The 14996-nt window shown below is 59.3% G+C and carries 17 protein-coding genes; 11 read left to right on the plus strand and 6 right to left on the minus strand.

All coding sequences use genetic code 11. The features are described 5' to 3' along the window. The first annotated feature begins 361 nt into the window (after positions 1–361). Positions 362–1249 carry a threonine/homoserine exporter RhtA gene (gene rhtA, locus H8F23_RS07745; protein WP_095048642.1) on the plus strand — a complete coding sequence of 296 codons (888 nt, stop codon included), beginning with the start codon at positions 362–364 and terminating at the stop codon, positions 1247–1249. 168 nt (positions 1250–1417) lie between these two features. Next, positions 1418–1699: a hypothetical protein gene (locus H8F23_RS07750; protein WP_093434980.1), complete on the plus strand. Its 282-nt coding sequence runs from the start codon at positions 1418–1420 to the stop codon at positions 1697–1699. Position 1700: 1 nt separating this feature from the next. Here H8F23_RS07750 and H8F23_RS07755 read toward each other — a convergent pair whose 3' ends face one another. After that, complete coding sequence (locus H8F23_RS07755) at positions 1701–2264, minus strand: TetR/AcrR family transcriptional regulator (protein WP_194933951.1); 564 nt, start codon at positions 2262–2264, stop codon at positions 1701–1703. A gap of 91 nt (positions 2265–2355) precedes the next feature. Between H8F23_RS07755 and H8F23_RS07760 the strand changes: the two genes are divergently transcribed. Next, on the plus strand, positions 2356–3084 hold the full coding sequence (locus tag H8F23_RS07760) for an SDR family oxidoreductase (RefSeq protein ID WP_194933952.1): 729 nt from the start codon (positions 2356–2358) through the stop codon (positions 3082–3084). A 35-nt stretch (positions 3085–3119) separates the two neighbouring features. Further along, on the plus strand, positions 3120–3716 hold the full coding sequence (locus H8F23_RS07765; protein WP_194933953.1) for a 2-hydroxychromene-2-carboxylate isomerase: 597 nt from the start codon (positions 3120–3122) through the stop codon (positions 3714–3716). A gap of 42 nt (positions 3717–3758) precedes the next feature. Here the strand turns inward: H8F23_RS07765 and H8F23_RS07770 are convergent, their stop codons facing one another. The 4 genes from H8F23_RS07770 to H8F23_RS07785 form a co-directional block, all read right to left on the minus strand. After that, positions 3759–5567, minus strand: coding sequence for an aminopeptidase P family protein (locus tag H8F23_RS07770; RefSeq protein WP_194933954.1), 1809 nt, complete (start codon positions 5565–5567; stop codon positions 3759–3761). Between the two features lie 56 nt (positions 5568–5623). Beyond that, entirely contained in the window at positions 5624–6790 is a 1167-nt protein-coding gene (locus tag H8F23_RS07775) for a cysteine desulfurase family protein (protein ID WP_194933955.1), read from the minus strand. Between the two features lie 205 nt (positions 6791–6995). Further along, on the minus strand, positions 6996–7610 hold the full coding sequence (locus tag H8F23_RS07780; protein WP_034155169.1) for a LysE family translocator: 615 nt from the start codon (positions 7608–7610) through the stop codon (positions 6996–6998). A 101-nt stretch (positions 7611–7711) separates the two neighbouring features. Then, positions 7712–7969, minus strand: a complete 258-nt coding sequence (locus H8F23_RS07785; RefSeq protein ID WP_093434993.1) for a hypothetical protein — start codon at positions 7967–7969, stop codon at positions 7712–7714. Between the two features lie 390 nt (positions 7970–8359). On the opposite strand from H8F23_RS07785, the gene msuE reads away from it, so the two are divergent. The 4 genes from msuE to H8F23_RS07805 are packed head-to-tail and all read left to right on the plus strand — an operon-like array spanning position 8360 to position 12452. Continuing rightward, complete coding sequence (gene msuE / locus H8F23_RS07790; protein WP_093434995.1) at positions 8360–8923, plus strand: FMN reductase; 564 nt, start codon at positions 8360–8362, stop codon at positions 8921–8923. Positions 8924–8933: 10 nt separating this feature from the next. Then, positions 8934–10079 (plus strand): FMNH2-dependent alkanesulfonate monooxygenase, encoded by a 1146-nt coding sequence (gene ssuD / locus H8F23_RS07795; RefSeq protein ID WP_007949711.1) that lies wholly within the window; start codon positions 8934–8936, stop codon positions 10077–10079. 45 nt (positions 10080–10124) lie between these two features. Next, positions 10125–11312 carry an acyl-CoA dehydrogenase family protein gene (locus H8F23_RS07800; protein WP_194933956.1) on the plus strand — a complete coding sequence of 396 codons (1188 nt, stop codon included), beginning with the start codon at positions 10125–10127 and terminating at the stop codon, positions 11310–11312. Between the two features lie 36 nt (positions 11313–11348). Continuing rightward, positions 11349–12452 (plus strand): sigma-54 interaction domain-containing protein, encoded by a 1104-nt coding sequence (locus tag H8F23_RS07805; RefSeq protein WP_099756810.1) that lies wholly within the window; start codon positions 11349–11351, stop codon positions 12450–12452. On the opposite strand, the gene H8F23_RS07810 is transcribed toward H8F23_RS07805, so the two are convergent. Beyond that, on the minus strand, positions 12449–12802 hold the full coding sequence (locus tag H8F23_RS07810; RefSeq protein ID WP_093435009.1) for an antibiotic biosynthesis monooxygenase: 354 nt from the start codon (positions 12800–12802) through the stop codon (positions 12449–12451). The two genes, H8F23_RS07805 and H8F23_RS07810, sit on opposite strands and share 4 nt — an antisense overlap. A gap of 93 nt (positions 12803–12895) precedes the next feature. Between H8F23_RS07810 and soxR the strand changes: the two genes are divergently transcribed. From soxR to H8F23_RS07825, 3 genes are all read left to right on the plus strand, one after another. Then, on the plus strand, positions 12896–13348 hold the full coding sequence (gene soxR / locus H8F23_RS07815; protein WP_150694230.1) for a redox-sensitive transcriptional activator SoxR: 453 nt from the start codon (positions 12896–12898) through the stop codon (positions 13346–13348). 105 nt (positions 13349–13453) lie between these two features. Next, entirely contained in the window at positions 13454–13912 is a 459-nt protein-coding gene (locus tag H8F23_RS07820; protein WP_194933957.1) for a VOC family protein, read from the plus strand. 176 nt (positions 13913–14088) lie between these two features. Then, entirely contained in the window at positions 14089–14964 is an 876-nt protein-coding gene (locus H8F23_RS07825) for an alpha/beta hydrolase (protein WP_194933958.1), read from the plus strand. Positions 14965–14996: the final 32 nt, after the last annotated feature.

Here is a 14996-nt window from a genome sequence, read left to right on the forward strand (position 1 = left end):
AATTCTTCAACAACTTCAACCACTTGCGCTTCCGATCTCTCGTCAGCGGGAGGCGAATTCTACAGCGTTACACGCTGCTGTCAACACCTCTTTTTCAACTTCCTTCTGGCTTCGATGAACTGAAGCAACCTGCTGTCGAAACCTGCATAACTCATTGAATCTCAAGGAGTTTTCCGTTTCGACTGCGCCGGAAGTGGGGCGAATTATAGACATCCTGAATCTGCCGTCAACCGTTAATTTCACTTTTCTATCGATTGGCGGAAAAGACGACCTCTATATAGACGTAATCGCAACGAATGCGCAGTATATTGCCCACTATCAAAATAAAACCCTGTTTTTTTACCTTGGACGATGCCGCGCAATGAATGACCAGCCACGCTCTCTTGCCTCAATGCTGTTCCCGGTTGGCCTGCTATTAATAGCCATGGCATCAATCCAGTCCGGCGCCTCACTTGCCAAAAGCATGTTCCCCATCGTTGGCGCTCAGGGAACCACTACGCTGCGGCTGATCTTTGCCAGTGTAATCATGCTGTTGATACTGCGTCCCTGGCGAGCCAGGCTGACCGCCAAGTCGCTACGCACGGTCATCGTTTACGGCATGGCTCTAGGCGGAATGAACTTCCTCTTCTATATGTCATTGCGTACTGTGCCGCTGGGGATTGCCGTTGCCCTCGAGTTCACCGGGCCTCTGGCTGTAGCCATCTATGCCTCCCGTCGTGCCATCGACTTTCTCTGGATCGCTCTCGCCGCCGCGGGATTGATGTTGCTGATTCCAACAGGTGCCACCAGCGCCGGAATCGATCTGGTCGGTGCCGGGTATGCACTGGGAGCCGGTATCTGTTGGGCGCTCTATATCCTGTTCGGCCAGAAGGCAGGTGCCGATAACGGTGTGACGACCGCTGCATTAGGCGTAATGATCGCGGCATTGTTCGTGGCCCCTATTGGCATCGTGCATGCTGGTTCAGCGCTTTTGACCCCCTCCCTGATTCCCATTGCCATTGGCGTCGCCATTCTATCCACCGCCCTCCCTTACACACTGGAGATGGTCGCCCTTACCCGCATGCCGGCACGGACATTCGGCACACTGATGAGTATCGAACCGGCTTTCGGAGCCTTATCGGGCCTGCTGTTTCTGCACGAATTCCTCACACTGTCACAATGGATGGCGATCCTGTGCATTATTCTGGCGTCTGTCGGCGCAACCATGACCATGGGTAGCGCCGCGAAGCCTGCAATAGCGGCTGATTGAAAGAGGTTTTGACGAAGGTCTGGCAATTGGTGCGTATTTAGGCCATGTTTAGACCCGTAACCCAATGCCAGACATGGATTTTTTCGGACAGGGATTTCAAAACGCTTAGAGCGCAGGCGAACACAGGCAAACCCGAGCATTAGACTCGTGGCCGCTATAAGGACGGTAATGAAACGAATTTTGATACTGATCGCCATACTGGCTATTGCGGGTTGTGCGGCGACTTCGGAAACCAAGGTAAAACGCGGAAAAAAAGGGCTGCACATCAACTGCTCAGGGCTATCGTCCTCCTGGGACAAATGCTACGCCAGCGCCGCCAATGCTTGCTTGCCGAAAGGCTATAAGGTCATCGCCAAATCCGGTGACACAGTGGAAGAACCCGGCGATTACCCGTTCGGTCTCAATCCTGCGGGTTACACCAGTCGCAGCATGATTGTCATCTGTAAATAGATCAGCGCTGCCCGGCGATCTGCCGGCCAATCTCTTCATGACTGGACTTCAGCACCGCTTGCTGAACGTCCGGCGTGGCCAACATACGCGCCACCACCAATGCCCCAACGCATTGCGACAGCACCGACCATGCCAGGGTCTCACTCTCAAGTATCTGTGCCCAGCGCTCTTGCAGCCGACGAATCCATAACTCGGCTTGCTCGCGTACTTGGATATCCGATCGGGCAATTTCCGCGCCCAGCGCCGGCAACGCGCAACCGGCTTCAGGTTGTTCTACGTGAGCCATGCTCAGATAGTGCTTGAGACAGCGCTCCAGTCGCTCACGATCCTGCGCGCCCTCGCCCCCCAGTCGCTCAAGGCTTTGCCCCAACTCTCGCTCGACGATGGCGGTGAACAACGCATCTTTCGACGAAAAGTGACTGTAGAACGCCGCGCCACTCAATCCGATAGCCTTCATCAATCCGTCGACGCCTACCGTGGAAAACCCCGAACGCTTTGCTGACAGCGAGCTGCTCTGCAATAGCTTTTCCCGGGTTTCCAACTTGTGACTGGCGGAGTAACGCATGTGTTTGCCCTCGAATCGACTGCCTTGACGTGATCTGGATCCTAGCATAACGTTCGTTCACTTAACGATCGTTTAATAAAGGGATATACCCATGAATAACAAGAAGGTCGTATTAGTGGTTGGCGCCGGCGATGCCACGGGTGGGGCGATTGCCAAGCGTTTTGCCAGGGAGGGATTCGTCGCCTGCGTTACCCGGCGCAGCGCCGACAAATTGCAACCGCTGGTGGACGCGATCAAGGCTGAAGGCGGCGAGGCCCACGGCTTTGCCTGCGATGCGCGCAAGGAAGAAGACGTCATCACCCTGATCGAAGACATCGAAACCCGCCTCGGTCCGATCGAAGCCTTTGTGTTCAATATCGGCGCCAATGTGCCATGCAGCATCCTCGAAGAAACTGCCCGCAAATATTTCAAGATCTGGGAAATGGCCTGCTTCTCAGGCTTCCTCAATGCTCGGGAAGTAGCCAAACGCATGGTCACGCGCAATCGCGGCACGATTCTCTTCACCGGAGCCACCGCCGGACTTCGCGGCTCATCCGGATTCGCCGCCTTCGCCGGTGCCAAGCACGGTATCCGCGCCCTGGCGCAAAGCATGGCGCGGGAGCTCGGGCCGATGAACATCCACGTCGCCCATGTGGTGGTCGATGGAGCGATCGACACCGATTTCATTCGCAACAGTTTTCCCGAAAAGTACGCGACCAAGGATCAGGATGGCATCCTCAATCCCGAGCACATCGCCGAGAACTACTGGTATCTGCACAGTCAGCCGCGGGATGCCTGGACGTTCGAGCTGGATCTGCGCCCCTGGAATGAACGCTGGTAAGCGAACGCCATAACAATAACGACAGAGACGCGAAAATGACTAAAACCGTGGAGTTCTATTTCGACCTTGGCAGCCCTGCCACCTATCTGGCCTACACCCAATTGCCGAAGATTTGTGCCGAGACGAACAGTGAGCTGATTTACATCCCGATGCTGCTCGGTGGCGTATTCAAGGCAACCGGCAACGCGTCACCGGCAATGATTCCGGCGAAGGGTCGGTATATGTTTCAGGATCTGGATCGCTACGCGAAACGCTACGGGGTGCCGCTGAGATTCAATCCGCATTTCCCGATCAACACACTGATGCTGATGCGTGCCGTCACGGGTATCCAGTTGCGTCAGCCAGAACGCTTTGAGGCGTTTATCGATTGTCTGTTCACGGCGCTGTGGGTTGAAGGACGCAGCCTCGACGAGCCCGCGACTGTCGTCGCGGTACTGAGCGAAAACGGTTTCGACCCGCAGGAAGTTCTGGCGCTGAGCAACGATGAATCTGTCAAAGCAGCGCTTAAGGAGAACACCGAAACGGCGGTTAAACGCGGCGTGTTCGGCGCCCCCAGCATGTTCATCGGTAATCAGCTGTTCTTCGGCCAGGATCGGCTCGACTTCGTTGAGGAAGCCTTGCGCCAAGGCTAAGCGATCATTCAGGCGCTGGACACAGCGCCTGAATTCAGCCGATCAGATCGCCGCAGTACGGGTGTTCAACCATTCCAGCGCAGCCCCTTCAAGCAACGGACTCAAGCGCTCACGCACTTGTGCGTGGTAAGCGTTAAACCATTGCTTCTCTTCCTCAGTCAGCAGCGCCGGCAGCAGGCAACGCGTGTCGATCGGGCACAGCGTCAAGGTTTCAAACTTGAGGAACTCACCGAATTCGCTGCTACCCGCCTCGCGATTCATCGCCAGGTTCTCGATACGCACACCCCAACGGCCCGGACGATATGTACCCGGCTCGATCGACGTGATCATCCCCGGCTGCATGGCCGTCTGCGGTGCCGGCGCGGCCTGATAGGCAATCACCTGCGGGCCTTCATGGACATTGAGGAAATAGCCAACGCCGTGACCGGTGCCGTGACCGTAATCCACGCTGTCGGCCCAGATCGGCGCACGGGCAATGGCGTCCAGCAGCGGCGAGAGAATGCCTTTCGGGAACTGCGCACGCGACAGCGCAATCACACCTTTCAACACGCGCGTGCAATCGCGCTTCTGCTCTTCGCTCGGCGTACCGACCGGCACCATTCGCGTGATATCCGTGGTGCCGCCCAGGTATTGGCCGCCCGAGTCGATCAGCAACAAGCCGTCACCCTCGATCACCGCATGCTCTTCTTCGGTAGCGTGGTAATGCGGCATGGCGCCATTGGCGTTGAACGCGGCAATCGTGTTGAAGCTCAGCGACACATAATCCGGACGACGTTCGCGAGCAGCGGTGAGCTTCTCGTCGATGGTCAGTTCGGTGATACGTTCGCGGCCCCACGCAGATTCCAGCCAGGCAAAGAATTCGCACAGCGCCGCACCGTCCTGTTCCATCGCTTGGCGGATGTGTTGAGCATCGGCTTCACTTTTCTGCGACTTGGCCAACGTGGTCGGGTTCAGGCCTTCGACCAGCTTCACCGTGCTGTCGAGGTTATCCAGCAAGCCGCTGGTAACGCGCGCCGGGTCGACCAGCAGGCTCGCGCCACTCGGCACGGCACGCAGGGCATCAGCGACTTCGCTGTAATCACGCAGCGTTACGCCATCCTGTTCCAGCACAGCGCGCAATTCGCCGTCAACTTTGCTCAGCGCCACGAACAACGTCGCCTGCTGCTGATCAATCAAGGCAAACGAAACAAACACCGGGTTGAACGACACATCGCCGCCCCGCAGGTTGAACAGCCAGGCAATGTCGTCGAGGGTGGCGATGAAATGCCAGTCGGCCCCGCGCTCCCGCAAAGTTTCGCGCAGTTTGGCGAGTTTCTCGCCACGGCTGACCGTCGCCTGCGGTGGCAGATGCTGATAGATCGGTGCATTCGGCAGGCCCGGACGATCACTCCAGACTTCCTGCAGCAGATCGATATCGGTACGCAGACGCGCACCGCGTGCTTCCAGCTTGCTGCTCAGGGTACGCGCCGATGCCGCGGCCATCACCGCACCGTCAACCGCGACCACACCACCTTCCGGTGTTTGCTCGGCCAGCCAGTCCAGCGGACTCGGTTGACCCGGTTGCAGTTTGACCAGTTCGATGCCGCTGCCCTTGAGCTCCTTGGTCGCTTGCTCCCAATAACGGCTGTCGGCCCAGACACCGGCGAAATCAGCGGTGACGATCAACGTCCCGACCGAACCATGGAAGCCCGACAACCACTGCCGGCCCTGCCAGTAACCCGGCAGGTATTCCGACAAGTGCGGGTCAGCGGACGGCACCAACAACGCATGAATGCCTTCACGGCGCATCAGTTCACGGGTCTGCGCCAGGCGCTGGGGCACCGATCCTTCGGTCGAGGTCTGGGTACTCATCATGTCTCCTGCTAATCACTTCATCGTTATTGTTCGTAGCCGAGAGGTCGGCTCGTTTAAAGCCCGGTCGCCCAGAATGCCGGAGCACTGGCGCAGGCGGTCTTGATCAATGCACAAGCCTTGTCGATATCCTCGGCGGTGGTGAAACGGCCGAGACTCAAGCGAATGGTGCGACCTGCCAGATGTGCATCATGTCCCAGCGCCAACAACACGTGGGATGGCGTGTTACTGGCCGAGTTGCAGGCCGAGGTCGCGGAAAAGGCAATCGAATGGCTCAACGCCGCGCTGTTGAATTCGCCTTCGCTGAAGGTCAGGCTCAAAGTGTGCGGAATGCGCTGAGTGGCGCAACCATTGAGGCGTACGCCCGGCAGGCTGAGCAGTTGTTCGAGCAAGCGTTCACGCAACGCGACGATAGTTTTTTTCTCATCATCGAACGTCTCGGCGGCCAGCGCGAACGCTGCGCCCATGCCGGCAATCTGGTGCGTCGCCAACGTCCCGGAGCGCAAGCCACCTTCGTGTCCGCCGCCGTGAATCTGCGCCTGCAACCGCTGCTGCGCCCGAGGGCCGACGTACAACGCGCCGATGCCTTTGGGGCCGTAGAGTTTGTGTGCGGAGAAGGACATCAGATCCACCGGCCACTGCCCCAGATCGATTGCCACTTTGCCGGCGCCCTGCGCCGCATCGACATGGAACAACGCCTCGCGACTACGCACCACTTCGCCAATCGCTTGAACATCATTGACGGTACCCAACTCGTTGTTGACCAGCATCAGCGACACCAGAAAGGTGTCGTCGCGCATGGCTTCACTGACCGCTTGCGGGGTGATCAGGCCATCGGCGTCCGGCACCAGATAGGTCACGGCGATGCCGGCGTCCTGTAATTGGCGGGCGGTATCGAGAATGGCTTTGTGTTCGATCTGACTGGTAATGATGTGGCCGCCGGGGACACCGCGGGCCTGCGCCACGCCTTTGAGCGCGAGATTATTGGACTCGGTGGCACCGGAGGTCCAGACGATCTGCTCAGCCTTGGCGCCGACCAGTGCGGCGACCTGTCGGCGGGCCTGCTCGACCGTGTGTCGGGCTTGCTGGCCGAACGCGTGGGAGCTGGAAGCCGGGTTGCCAAAGTTACCGTGAAACCCCAGACACTCGATCATCACCTGGATGACCCGCTCGTCAACCGGGGTGGTGGCGGCGTAATCGAAATACAACGGACGTGTGTTCATAAAAGACTCGCAGAGCGTGTTCCGGGATCAGGAGGCTCGTGTCTGCAAACGGCACGGCGCAGCCTTGTGAGCTGCGCGTCGGTTCGAGAGCGTCATCAATACCTGATCGGATGCCGTTAAAGAAGAACAACTTCATTTAAAAGTGCGTAGGAACGCTCCTGAAGTCGAGCTTAACAGGCATCCGGCCTGCGGTTGAAGCGATGCGTCAGCTAAAGCTTTCGAGAAGTAACGGGTACAGCGAAATCACCAACAGCGCCGCCATGCCCCAGTTGAACACGCGCAACCAGCGCGGATCCTTCAGCACATTGCGCAACAACGTGCCACACGCCGCCCAGACGCCGACGCTGGGCAGGTTGATGATGGCGAACACCGCGGCAATCACCACGACATTGGTGAAATAACCCTGCATCGGCGTGTAGGTGCTGATGGCGCCGATGGCCATGATCCACGCCTTGGGATTGACCCACTGAAACGCGGCCGCGCCGAGGTAGCTGATCGGCTTCGCCTCGCCTTCGGCGCTGTCGCCGACCGGTCCCGAGTGAGCAATTTTCCAAGCCAGATACAGCAGATAGGCCGCGCCGACATAGCGCAGAACCGTGTAGAGAATCGGGTAGGTCTGAAACACCGCACCGAGGCCGAAGCCCACTGCGACAACCAGAACGAAGAAACCGCAAGTGATCCCGAGCATGTGCGGAATGGTGCGATTGAAGCCAAAGTTCACCCCCGATGCCAGCAACATGGTGTTGTTCGGCCCCGGCGTAATCGAGGTGACAAGGGCAAACAGGGCAAAGCCCAGCAGCAGGTCAAGCGAGAGGTTCATGGCAGGCAATCCATCAGGGTCATTCAGGTGTTGACCCTATCCCACGCCGCCCGGCAAGCCCACGGACAGTTGGGTAAAACTTCCAGCAGTACAGTTTGTTTTCAGCTAGGACGACCGTGCAGCTGTACGGCACGTTCGGCGCTCATTTCAGCTTTTTTGTCGAACTGCGACTGGCCGAGCAGTTGGGCTTTTTTGGCGTGGTATTCGTCGAAGGACAAGCCGCTGCGATTCAGTGCTTCCATCGCCAATTCGCGGGATTCTTCATCGGTGTAAGGACGCAGTTCAGGCGAAACATGTCCGGCACAACCGGCGAGTACGGAGACAGCGAGCAACAGGGAGACAGTCAGTAAACGATTCATGGGAGCGTCCTGGCGAGCAATGGGGAGTCGATGGACAAAGGCTACGCCCGGGCACGCTTGCGCAGAAATCAACGCGCTCAATAGTGGCTATCAGGAAATCGACACGTGCTGGCGCATATCTCTTAACGTTCTATAAATATCAATTAACGTTCTTTTGCGGAATAACAAACTGCCTTTATAACTCCCTGCATGCGCTGAGCACTGTTGCTCCAGCAACTGTTGCTCAGCCAACACTGATTCAACAAAGCGCCCTGCTACTCACAGGGGCGACCGCCGCGCTAACGCTCAACGCCTTGTAAACCGGGGCTTCCAGGAATTGGTACAGCGCTTGCTCTGACCCGGTGACTCACTCACTGCTCGCTGAGCAACTGTTGAAAAAAGGAACTGATCATGTCGCGTCCCCTGAAAGTCGTCGCCCTCTCCGGCGGCACCTGGCGTCCGTCCCGCACCCTGGTACTGACCCAAGCTTTGATCGCCGAACTGGCCGAGCACTTGTCCATTGAAAGCCATTTGATCGAACTCGGTGATATCGCTCGCCCGCTCGGCGGCGCGCTGTCGCGTCAGGAACTCAGTGCAGAGGTTGAGGCCGAGTTGCAAGCCATTGAACAGGCCGATCTGCTGATCGTTGCCGCTCCGGTTTATCGCGGTTCCTACCCGGGCCTGCTCAAGCACTTGTTCGACCTGATCGACCTCAACGCCTTGATCGACACCCCGGTGCTGCTAGCCGCTACCGGCGGCAGCGAACGCCATGCGCTGGTGCTCGATCACCAGTTGCGCCCGCTGTTCAGCTTCTTCCAGGCCATGACCTTGCCGATCGGCGTGTACGCCACCGAAGCCGACTTCGCCGATTACCAGATCACCAGCGAGCTGCTGAAGGCGCGCATCCGCTTGGCGGCCGAACGTGCCGCGCCGCTGTTCGCCACACAAATCAAACCCTTGCTGAAAATCGCCTGAGGAGCCGTTCATGGATGTTTTCTGGTTCCTGCCGACCCACGGTGATGGTCACTATCTGGGCACTACCCAAGGTGCGCGCCCGGTCACCCTCAACTATCTGAAACAAGTGGCGCAGGCGGCTGACAGCCTCGGCTACCACGGCGTGCTGATCCCCACCGGACGCTCCTGCGAAGACTCCTGGGTGATCGCCTCGGCGCTGGTGCCGTTGACCGAACGTCTGCGTTATCTGGTGGCGATCCGTCCGGGAATCATCTCGCCGACGGTGTCGGCGCGCATGGCTGCGACGCTTGACCGGTTATCCAACGGCCGTTTGCTGATCAACGTCGTGACCGGCGGCGATCCGGACGAGAACCGTGGCGACGGCAGTTTTCTCAGTCACGCCGAGCGCTATGAAGTCACCGATGAATTCCTGAAAATCTGGCGCCGCGTGTTGCAGGGCGAGGCGGTGGATTTCGACGGTAAACACCTGAAGGTGCAGAACGCCAAAGCCCTCTATCCGCCCGTGCAGAAACCCTATCCGCCGCTGTACTTCGGCGGCTCCTCCGATGCCGCGCATGATCTGGCCGCCGAACAGGTCGATGTCTATCTGACCTGGGGCGAACCACCCGCCGCGGTTGCGGAAAAACTCGCCGACGTGCGCGAACGAGCGGCGCGGCATGGGCGCAAGGTGAAGTTCGGCATCCGCTTGCATGTGATCGTGCGCGAGACCGCCGAAGAGGCGTGGAAAGCGGCGGACAAACTGATCGAACACATCAGCGACGAGACCATTGAGGCCGCGCAGAAATCCTTCTCGCGCTTCGACTCGGAAGGTCAACGACGCATGGCGGCTTTGCACGATGGTCGTCGCGATAACCTCGAGATCGCTCCAAATCTGTGGGCCGGTGTCGGTCTGGTGCGTGGCGGTGCCGGTACGGCGCTGGTCGGCGATCCGCAGCAAGTGGCGGCGCGGATCAAGGAATACGCGGATCTGGGCATCGAGAGTTTCATCTTTTCCGGTTACCCGCATCTGGAGGAGGCTTACCGCTTTGCCGAGCTGGTGTTCCCGCTGTTGCCCGAGCCTTACGCCAGTCTGGCCGGGCGTGGCGTGACCAATCTGACCGGGCCGTTTGGCGAAATGATTGCCAACGATGTGCTGCCCACAAAAGCCTCGGCGTAAACCGGATCTCTTGTGTAGGAGCTGAGTGAATTCAGGAGTGTTGGTGTGACCGCCAAACCGCAAAGTACTTTGTTATCCCCATTGCAGAGCGCCCGCCAACTGGCTGCCGAGTTTGCCCTGACCGCCGTCGAACGTGACGAACGTGGTGGCACGCCAAAAGTCGAGCGCGATGCCCTGCGCGACAGCGGCCTGCTGGCCCTGAGCATTCCCACCCGCTACGGCGGCCTCGGCGCGAGCTGGAGTGAAACCCTGCAGGTCGTTCGCGAATTCGCCAAGGTCGACAGCTCGATCGCCCACGTTTTCGGTTTTCATCATTTGATGCTCGCCACCGTGCGCCTGTTTTCCCGGCCGGAACAATGGCAGCCGTGGTTCGAACAGACCGCGCGGCAGAACTGGTTCTGGGGCAACGCACTGAACCCGCTCGACACCCGTACCGTGGTCAAGGACCTCGGTGGCTGGCGCGAGTTTTCCGGGAAGAAAAGCTTCTGTTCCGGCGCCAGCGACTCACAAATGCTGATCGCCTCGGCCGTCGATGAAAGCGCCGGCGGCAAGTTACTGATCGCGGCGATTCCCAGCGGCCGCAGTGGTATCACCCTGCACAACGACTGGAACAACATCGGCCAGCGCCAGACCGATAGCGGTAGCGCGACGTTTGAACGAGTACGCGTCGAAGAATCGGAACTGCTGCTCGATCCCGGTCCGTTGAGCACGCCGTTCGCTTGTTTACGGCCACTGATCGCACAGCTGACCTTCACACACATGTTTCTCGGGATTGCCGAAGGCGCCTTTGAAGAAGCGCGGCAATACACCCTCAGCGAAACCCGGCTCTGGCATAAATCCACGGCCCGCGATGTGCGCGAAGATCCCTACGTGCTCGCGCATTACGGCGAGTTCTGGGTGGCGCTGGAAGGCATTCGCCTGTTGGTCGAACGGGCGGCGGCGTTGCTCGATGAGGCCTGGGCCAAAGGCGCGAATCTCAGCGCCGAAGAGCGCGGCCAAGTCGCGACAGCGATTGCCACCGCGAAAGTTGCCGCCAGCCGTCAGGGCCTGGAGATTTGCAGCCGTCTGTTCGAAGTGACCGGCGCGCGTTCCACCCACGCTTCCCTGCGCCTCGATCGCCACTGGCGCAACCTGCGCACGCAAACCCTGCACGACCCGCTGGACTACAAACTCCATGAGCTGGGCGACTGGGCGCTGAACCAGTCGCTGCCGGTGCCGACTTTCTATTCCTGACCTGCCTGCATTTGAACTAAAAAGAAGGACGAGCTCATGCAACTGCTGACCCTACCGCCCTCCCCCGCGCTCGCCACGTCGATCCGCGCCACCGCGCAGGTGTTCGAAGACCCGAAATCCCAGGCCCTGCTCGCGCATTTGCAACAGGTTGCGCCGAGTGAAGCCAGTGTGCTGATCATCGGTGAGACCGGCACCGGCAAAGAGCTGGTAGCGCGGCATATTCATAACCTCAGCAACCGCCGTCATCGGCCGTTTATCGCGGTCAATTGCGGGGCGTTTTCCGAGTCGCTGGTGGAAGCGGAATTATTCGGTCATGAAAAAGGCGCGTTCACCGGTGCCCTGAGTGCCAAGGCCGGGTGGTTCGAGGAAGCGGATGGCGGCACGTTGTTTCTCGATGAGATCGGCGATCTGCCGATGGCGATTCAGGTGAAGTTGCTGCGGGTGTTGCAGGAGCGCGAAGTGGTGCGGCTGGGCTCGCGCAAAAGCATTCCCATCGATGTGCGGGTGCTGGCAGCGACCAACGTGCAGCTGGAGAAAGCCATCAATGCCGGCCATTTCCGCGAGGATCTGTATTACCGCCTCAACGTGGTCAATCTGGAATTGAGCCCGTTGCGTGAGCGTCCCGGCGATATCCTCCCGCTCACGCGCCATTTTATCGAGGCCTACAGCCAGCGCCTCGGTTATGGCCGCGTCAGCATCAGCCCCGGTGCCGAGCACAAACTGCGTGGCTACAGTTGGCCGGGCAACATTCGTGAACTGGAAAACGTCATCCATCACACCCTGCTGATCTGCCGCAACGGCGTGATCGAACGCGATGATCTGCGCCTGTCGAACCTGCGTATCGAGCGCCCGGACGATCATCACAGCAGCGCTGATGATTCACCGGAAGCGTTGCTGGAACAGGCCTTTCAAAAACTGTTCGCGCAACAGGCCGGTGCTTTGCACGAGAAAGTCGAAGACGCCTTGCTGCGCGCGGCGTATCGCTTTTGCCATTACAACCAGGTGCACACCGCAGCACTGCTCGGTCTGAGCCGCAACGTCACGCGCACGCGGCTGATCAAGATCGGCGAACTGGCGGTGAACAAGCGGCGACTCACAGAAAACCTGCAAGGCGAGCGCTTGATCCAGTTGTCGATCTAGCCAACCAGATGGCAGTGCAGCGCATCGTCGGGACTGCGGGCGATGCTGCTCAACACCTGAAACGAATTGAAGGTGATGGTTTTCGCCTGATGGGTGTGAATCAGCTGCCAGAAGTCCTGCTCGCCGCTTTCAAAGCTGCGAAACGCCGCCTCCCCAGCCTCGCGGGTCTGCCACTGGAGAAAACTCAGCACGCGCCGGCCGTCATCGCTGGCCTGCACACTGGCACTGACAAAACCGTCGTAGCGCTGAGCCAGACGCTCGGTTTGCCTCGATAGTGCGGTCACCAGCGCAGGTTGTTGGCGTGGTTCGATTTCAAATTCGATCAATTGGGTAAAACTGCGGTTGTTCATGGAATGCCCCCACTCAGCGTAAGACGAGCCTTGCGACTCGAAGACCTGCAGGGTAAAACCTCTAGTTAAGTCAAGGTCAAGAGCTGTCTGCAGATGATCAGCAAAGAAAATGTGCACAAGCAGTTAACAGTCGGCGAAGTCGCGGCGCGCAGCGGTGTCGCCGTCACCGCCCTGCACTTTTATGAGTCCAAAGGCTTGATCAAGAGCCAGCGCAATGCCGGCAATCAGCGCCGTTATCCGCGCGAAGTGCTGCGCCGGGTGGCGTTGATCAAAGTCGCGCAGCGGCTGGGGATTCCATTGGCGGAGATTGGCGAGGCGCTGAAAATCCTTCCGGATGATCGTGCGCCCAGCGCGGCGGACTGGAAAATCCTTTCGCAGCAATGGCGCCGGGAACTGGATGAACGGATCGAACAACTGACGCTACTGCGTGACCGGCTCAATGGCTGCATCGGTTGCGGGTGTTTGTCGATGGAGGCTTGCCCGCTGCGCAATCAGGGCGATGTGCTCGGCGAACAAGGCCCGGGGCCGCACTTTCCAAAGGATTGACTGCTCGTCGGGCAAAAACCTGCACGGCGAGGACGGTTCTATAGTGAATCTTCCACAAATCCGGTGGAGTCCTGTCCCATAGAACAACAATTCAGGGAGAACGTCATGAGCGTCAAACCCATCCCCGAGGGGTATCACAGCATTACCCCGTATCTCGGCATCCACAAAGCGGCCGAGGCCATCGATTTCTATAAAAAAGCCTTCGGCGCCACCGAAGTCATGCGTTTGGACATGCCCGACGGCGGCATCGGCCACGCTGAACTGCGTATTGGCGACAGCGCGATCATGCTCGGTTCGCCGTGCGATCAGGGACCGTTGAGCAATCCTGATAAAAGCGTGTCAGTTGGTTTGCATCTGTACGTGACCGATGTCGACAAGTTCTTTCAGCGAGCGCTGGACGCGGGGGCGACGACGGTGTCCGAGGTCAAGGATCAGTTTTACGGTGATCGCAGCGGCACGTTGAAGGATCCGTATGGGCATCTGTGGTTTCTGGCCTCGCGCAAGGAAGATCTGACTGAAGAACAGATCAAGCAGCGGGCGATGGAGATGTTTAGCCAAGGCTAGCTTCTTGGTTGTCTGGGCTGACCTTTTCGCGAGCAGGCTCGCGAAGGGGCCGGCACTGGCAACCCGAGCGTCATCAACACACTTCATGAACCGGCCCACCACGCTTTGCCCCTTGCCGCGAACGCCGGACGATTTCAGGATGCAGCCAACCAGCCCCCTGAACAAGGATCAGCCCGATGTTTGCCGGATTCCGCAAAGACCAGCGCCACGTCAACGGCGTCGACATCGCCTACCGCCTCGGCGGCAGCGGCCCGGGCCTGTTGCTGTTGCACGGGCACCCGCAGACCCATGTGATCTGGCACAAGATTGCCGAACAACTGGCCGAACACTTCACCGTGGTCGCCGCCGACCTGCGCGGTTATGGCGACAGCAGCCGCCCGGCCGCTGATGAGCTGCACGCCCATTACTCGAAACGCGAAATGGCCCGCGACAATGTCGAATTGATGCAGGCGCTGGGCTTCGAGCAGTTTTCGATTCTCGCTCACGACCGTGGCGCGCGGGTCGCCCATCGTCTCGCGCTTGATCACCCGAACGCCGTGCAGCGCATGATGCTGCTCGACATCGCCCCGACCCTGGCGATGTATACGCAAACCAACGAAGCCTTCGCCCGCGCGTATTGGCACTGGTTCTTCCTGATTCGCCCGGCACCACTGCCGGAAACCCTGATCGAAGCGGATCCGGAAGGCTATCTGCGCAGCGTGATGGGCAGCCGCAGCGCCGGGTTCAAGCCGTTTACCGATGCAGCCTTTGGCGAATACCTGCGCTGCCTGCAACGACCGGGCAGCGCTCGCGGCATCTGCGAAGACTACCGCGCCAGCGCCGGCATTGATCTTGCGCACGACCGCGCCGACATTGCCGCCGGGCATCAGCTGAATCTACCGCTGCGCGTGTTGTGGGGCGCCGAAGGTACGGTCGGGCGCTGCTTCGATCCGCTCAAGGAATGGCAGCAAGTGGCGTCGAACGTCAGCGGTCAGGCATTGCCCGCCGGCCACTACATTGCCGAAGAAATCCCCGAACCGTTGCTCGCCGAAGCATTGGCCTTTTTGCGCTGAGCCGAGCCGCCGGATCTCGGTGCTATGCTGGC

This window comes from Pseudomonas neuropathica (assembly GCF_015461835.1).
GTDB classification, from domain to species: Bacteria; Pseudomonadota; Gammaproteobacteria; order Pseudomonadales; family Pseudomonadaceae; genus Aquipseudomonas; species Aquipseudomonas neuropathica.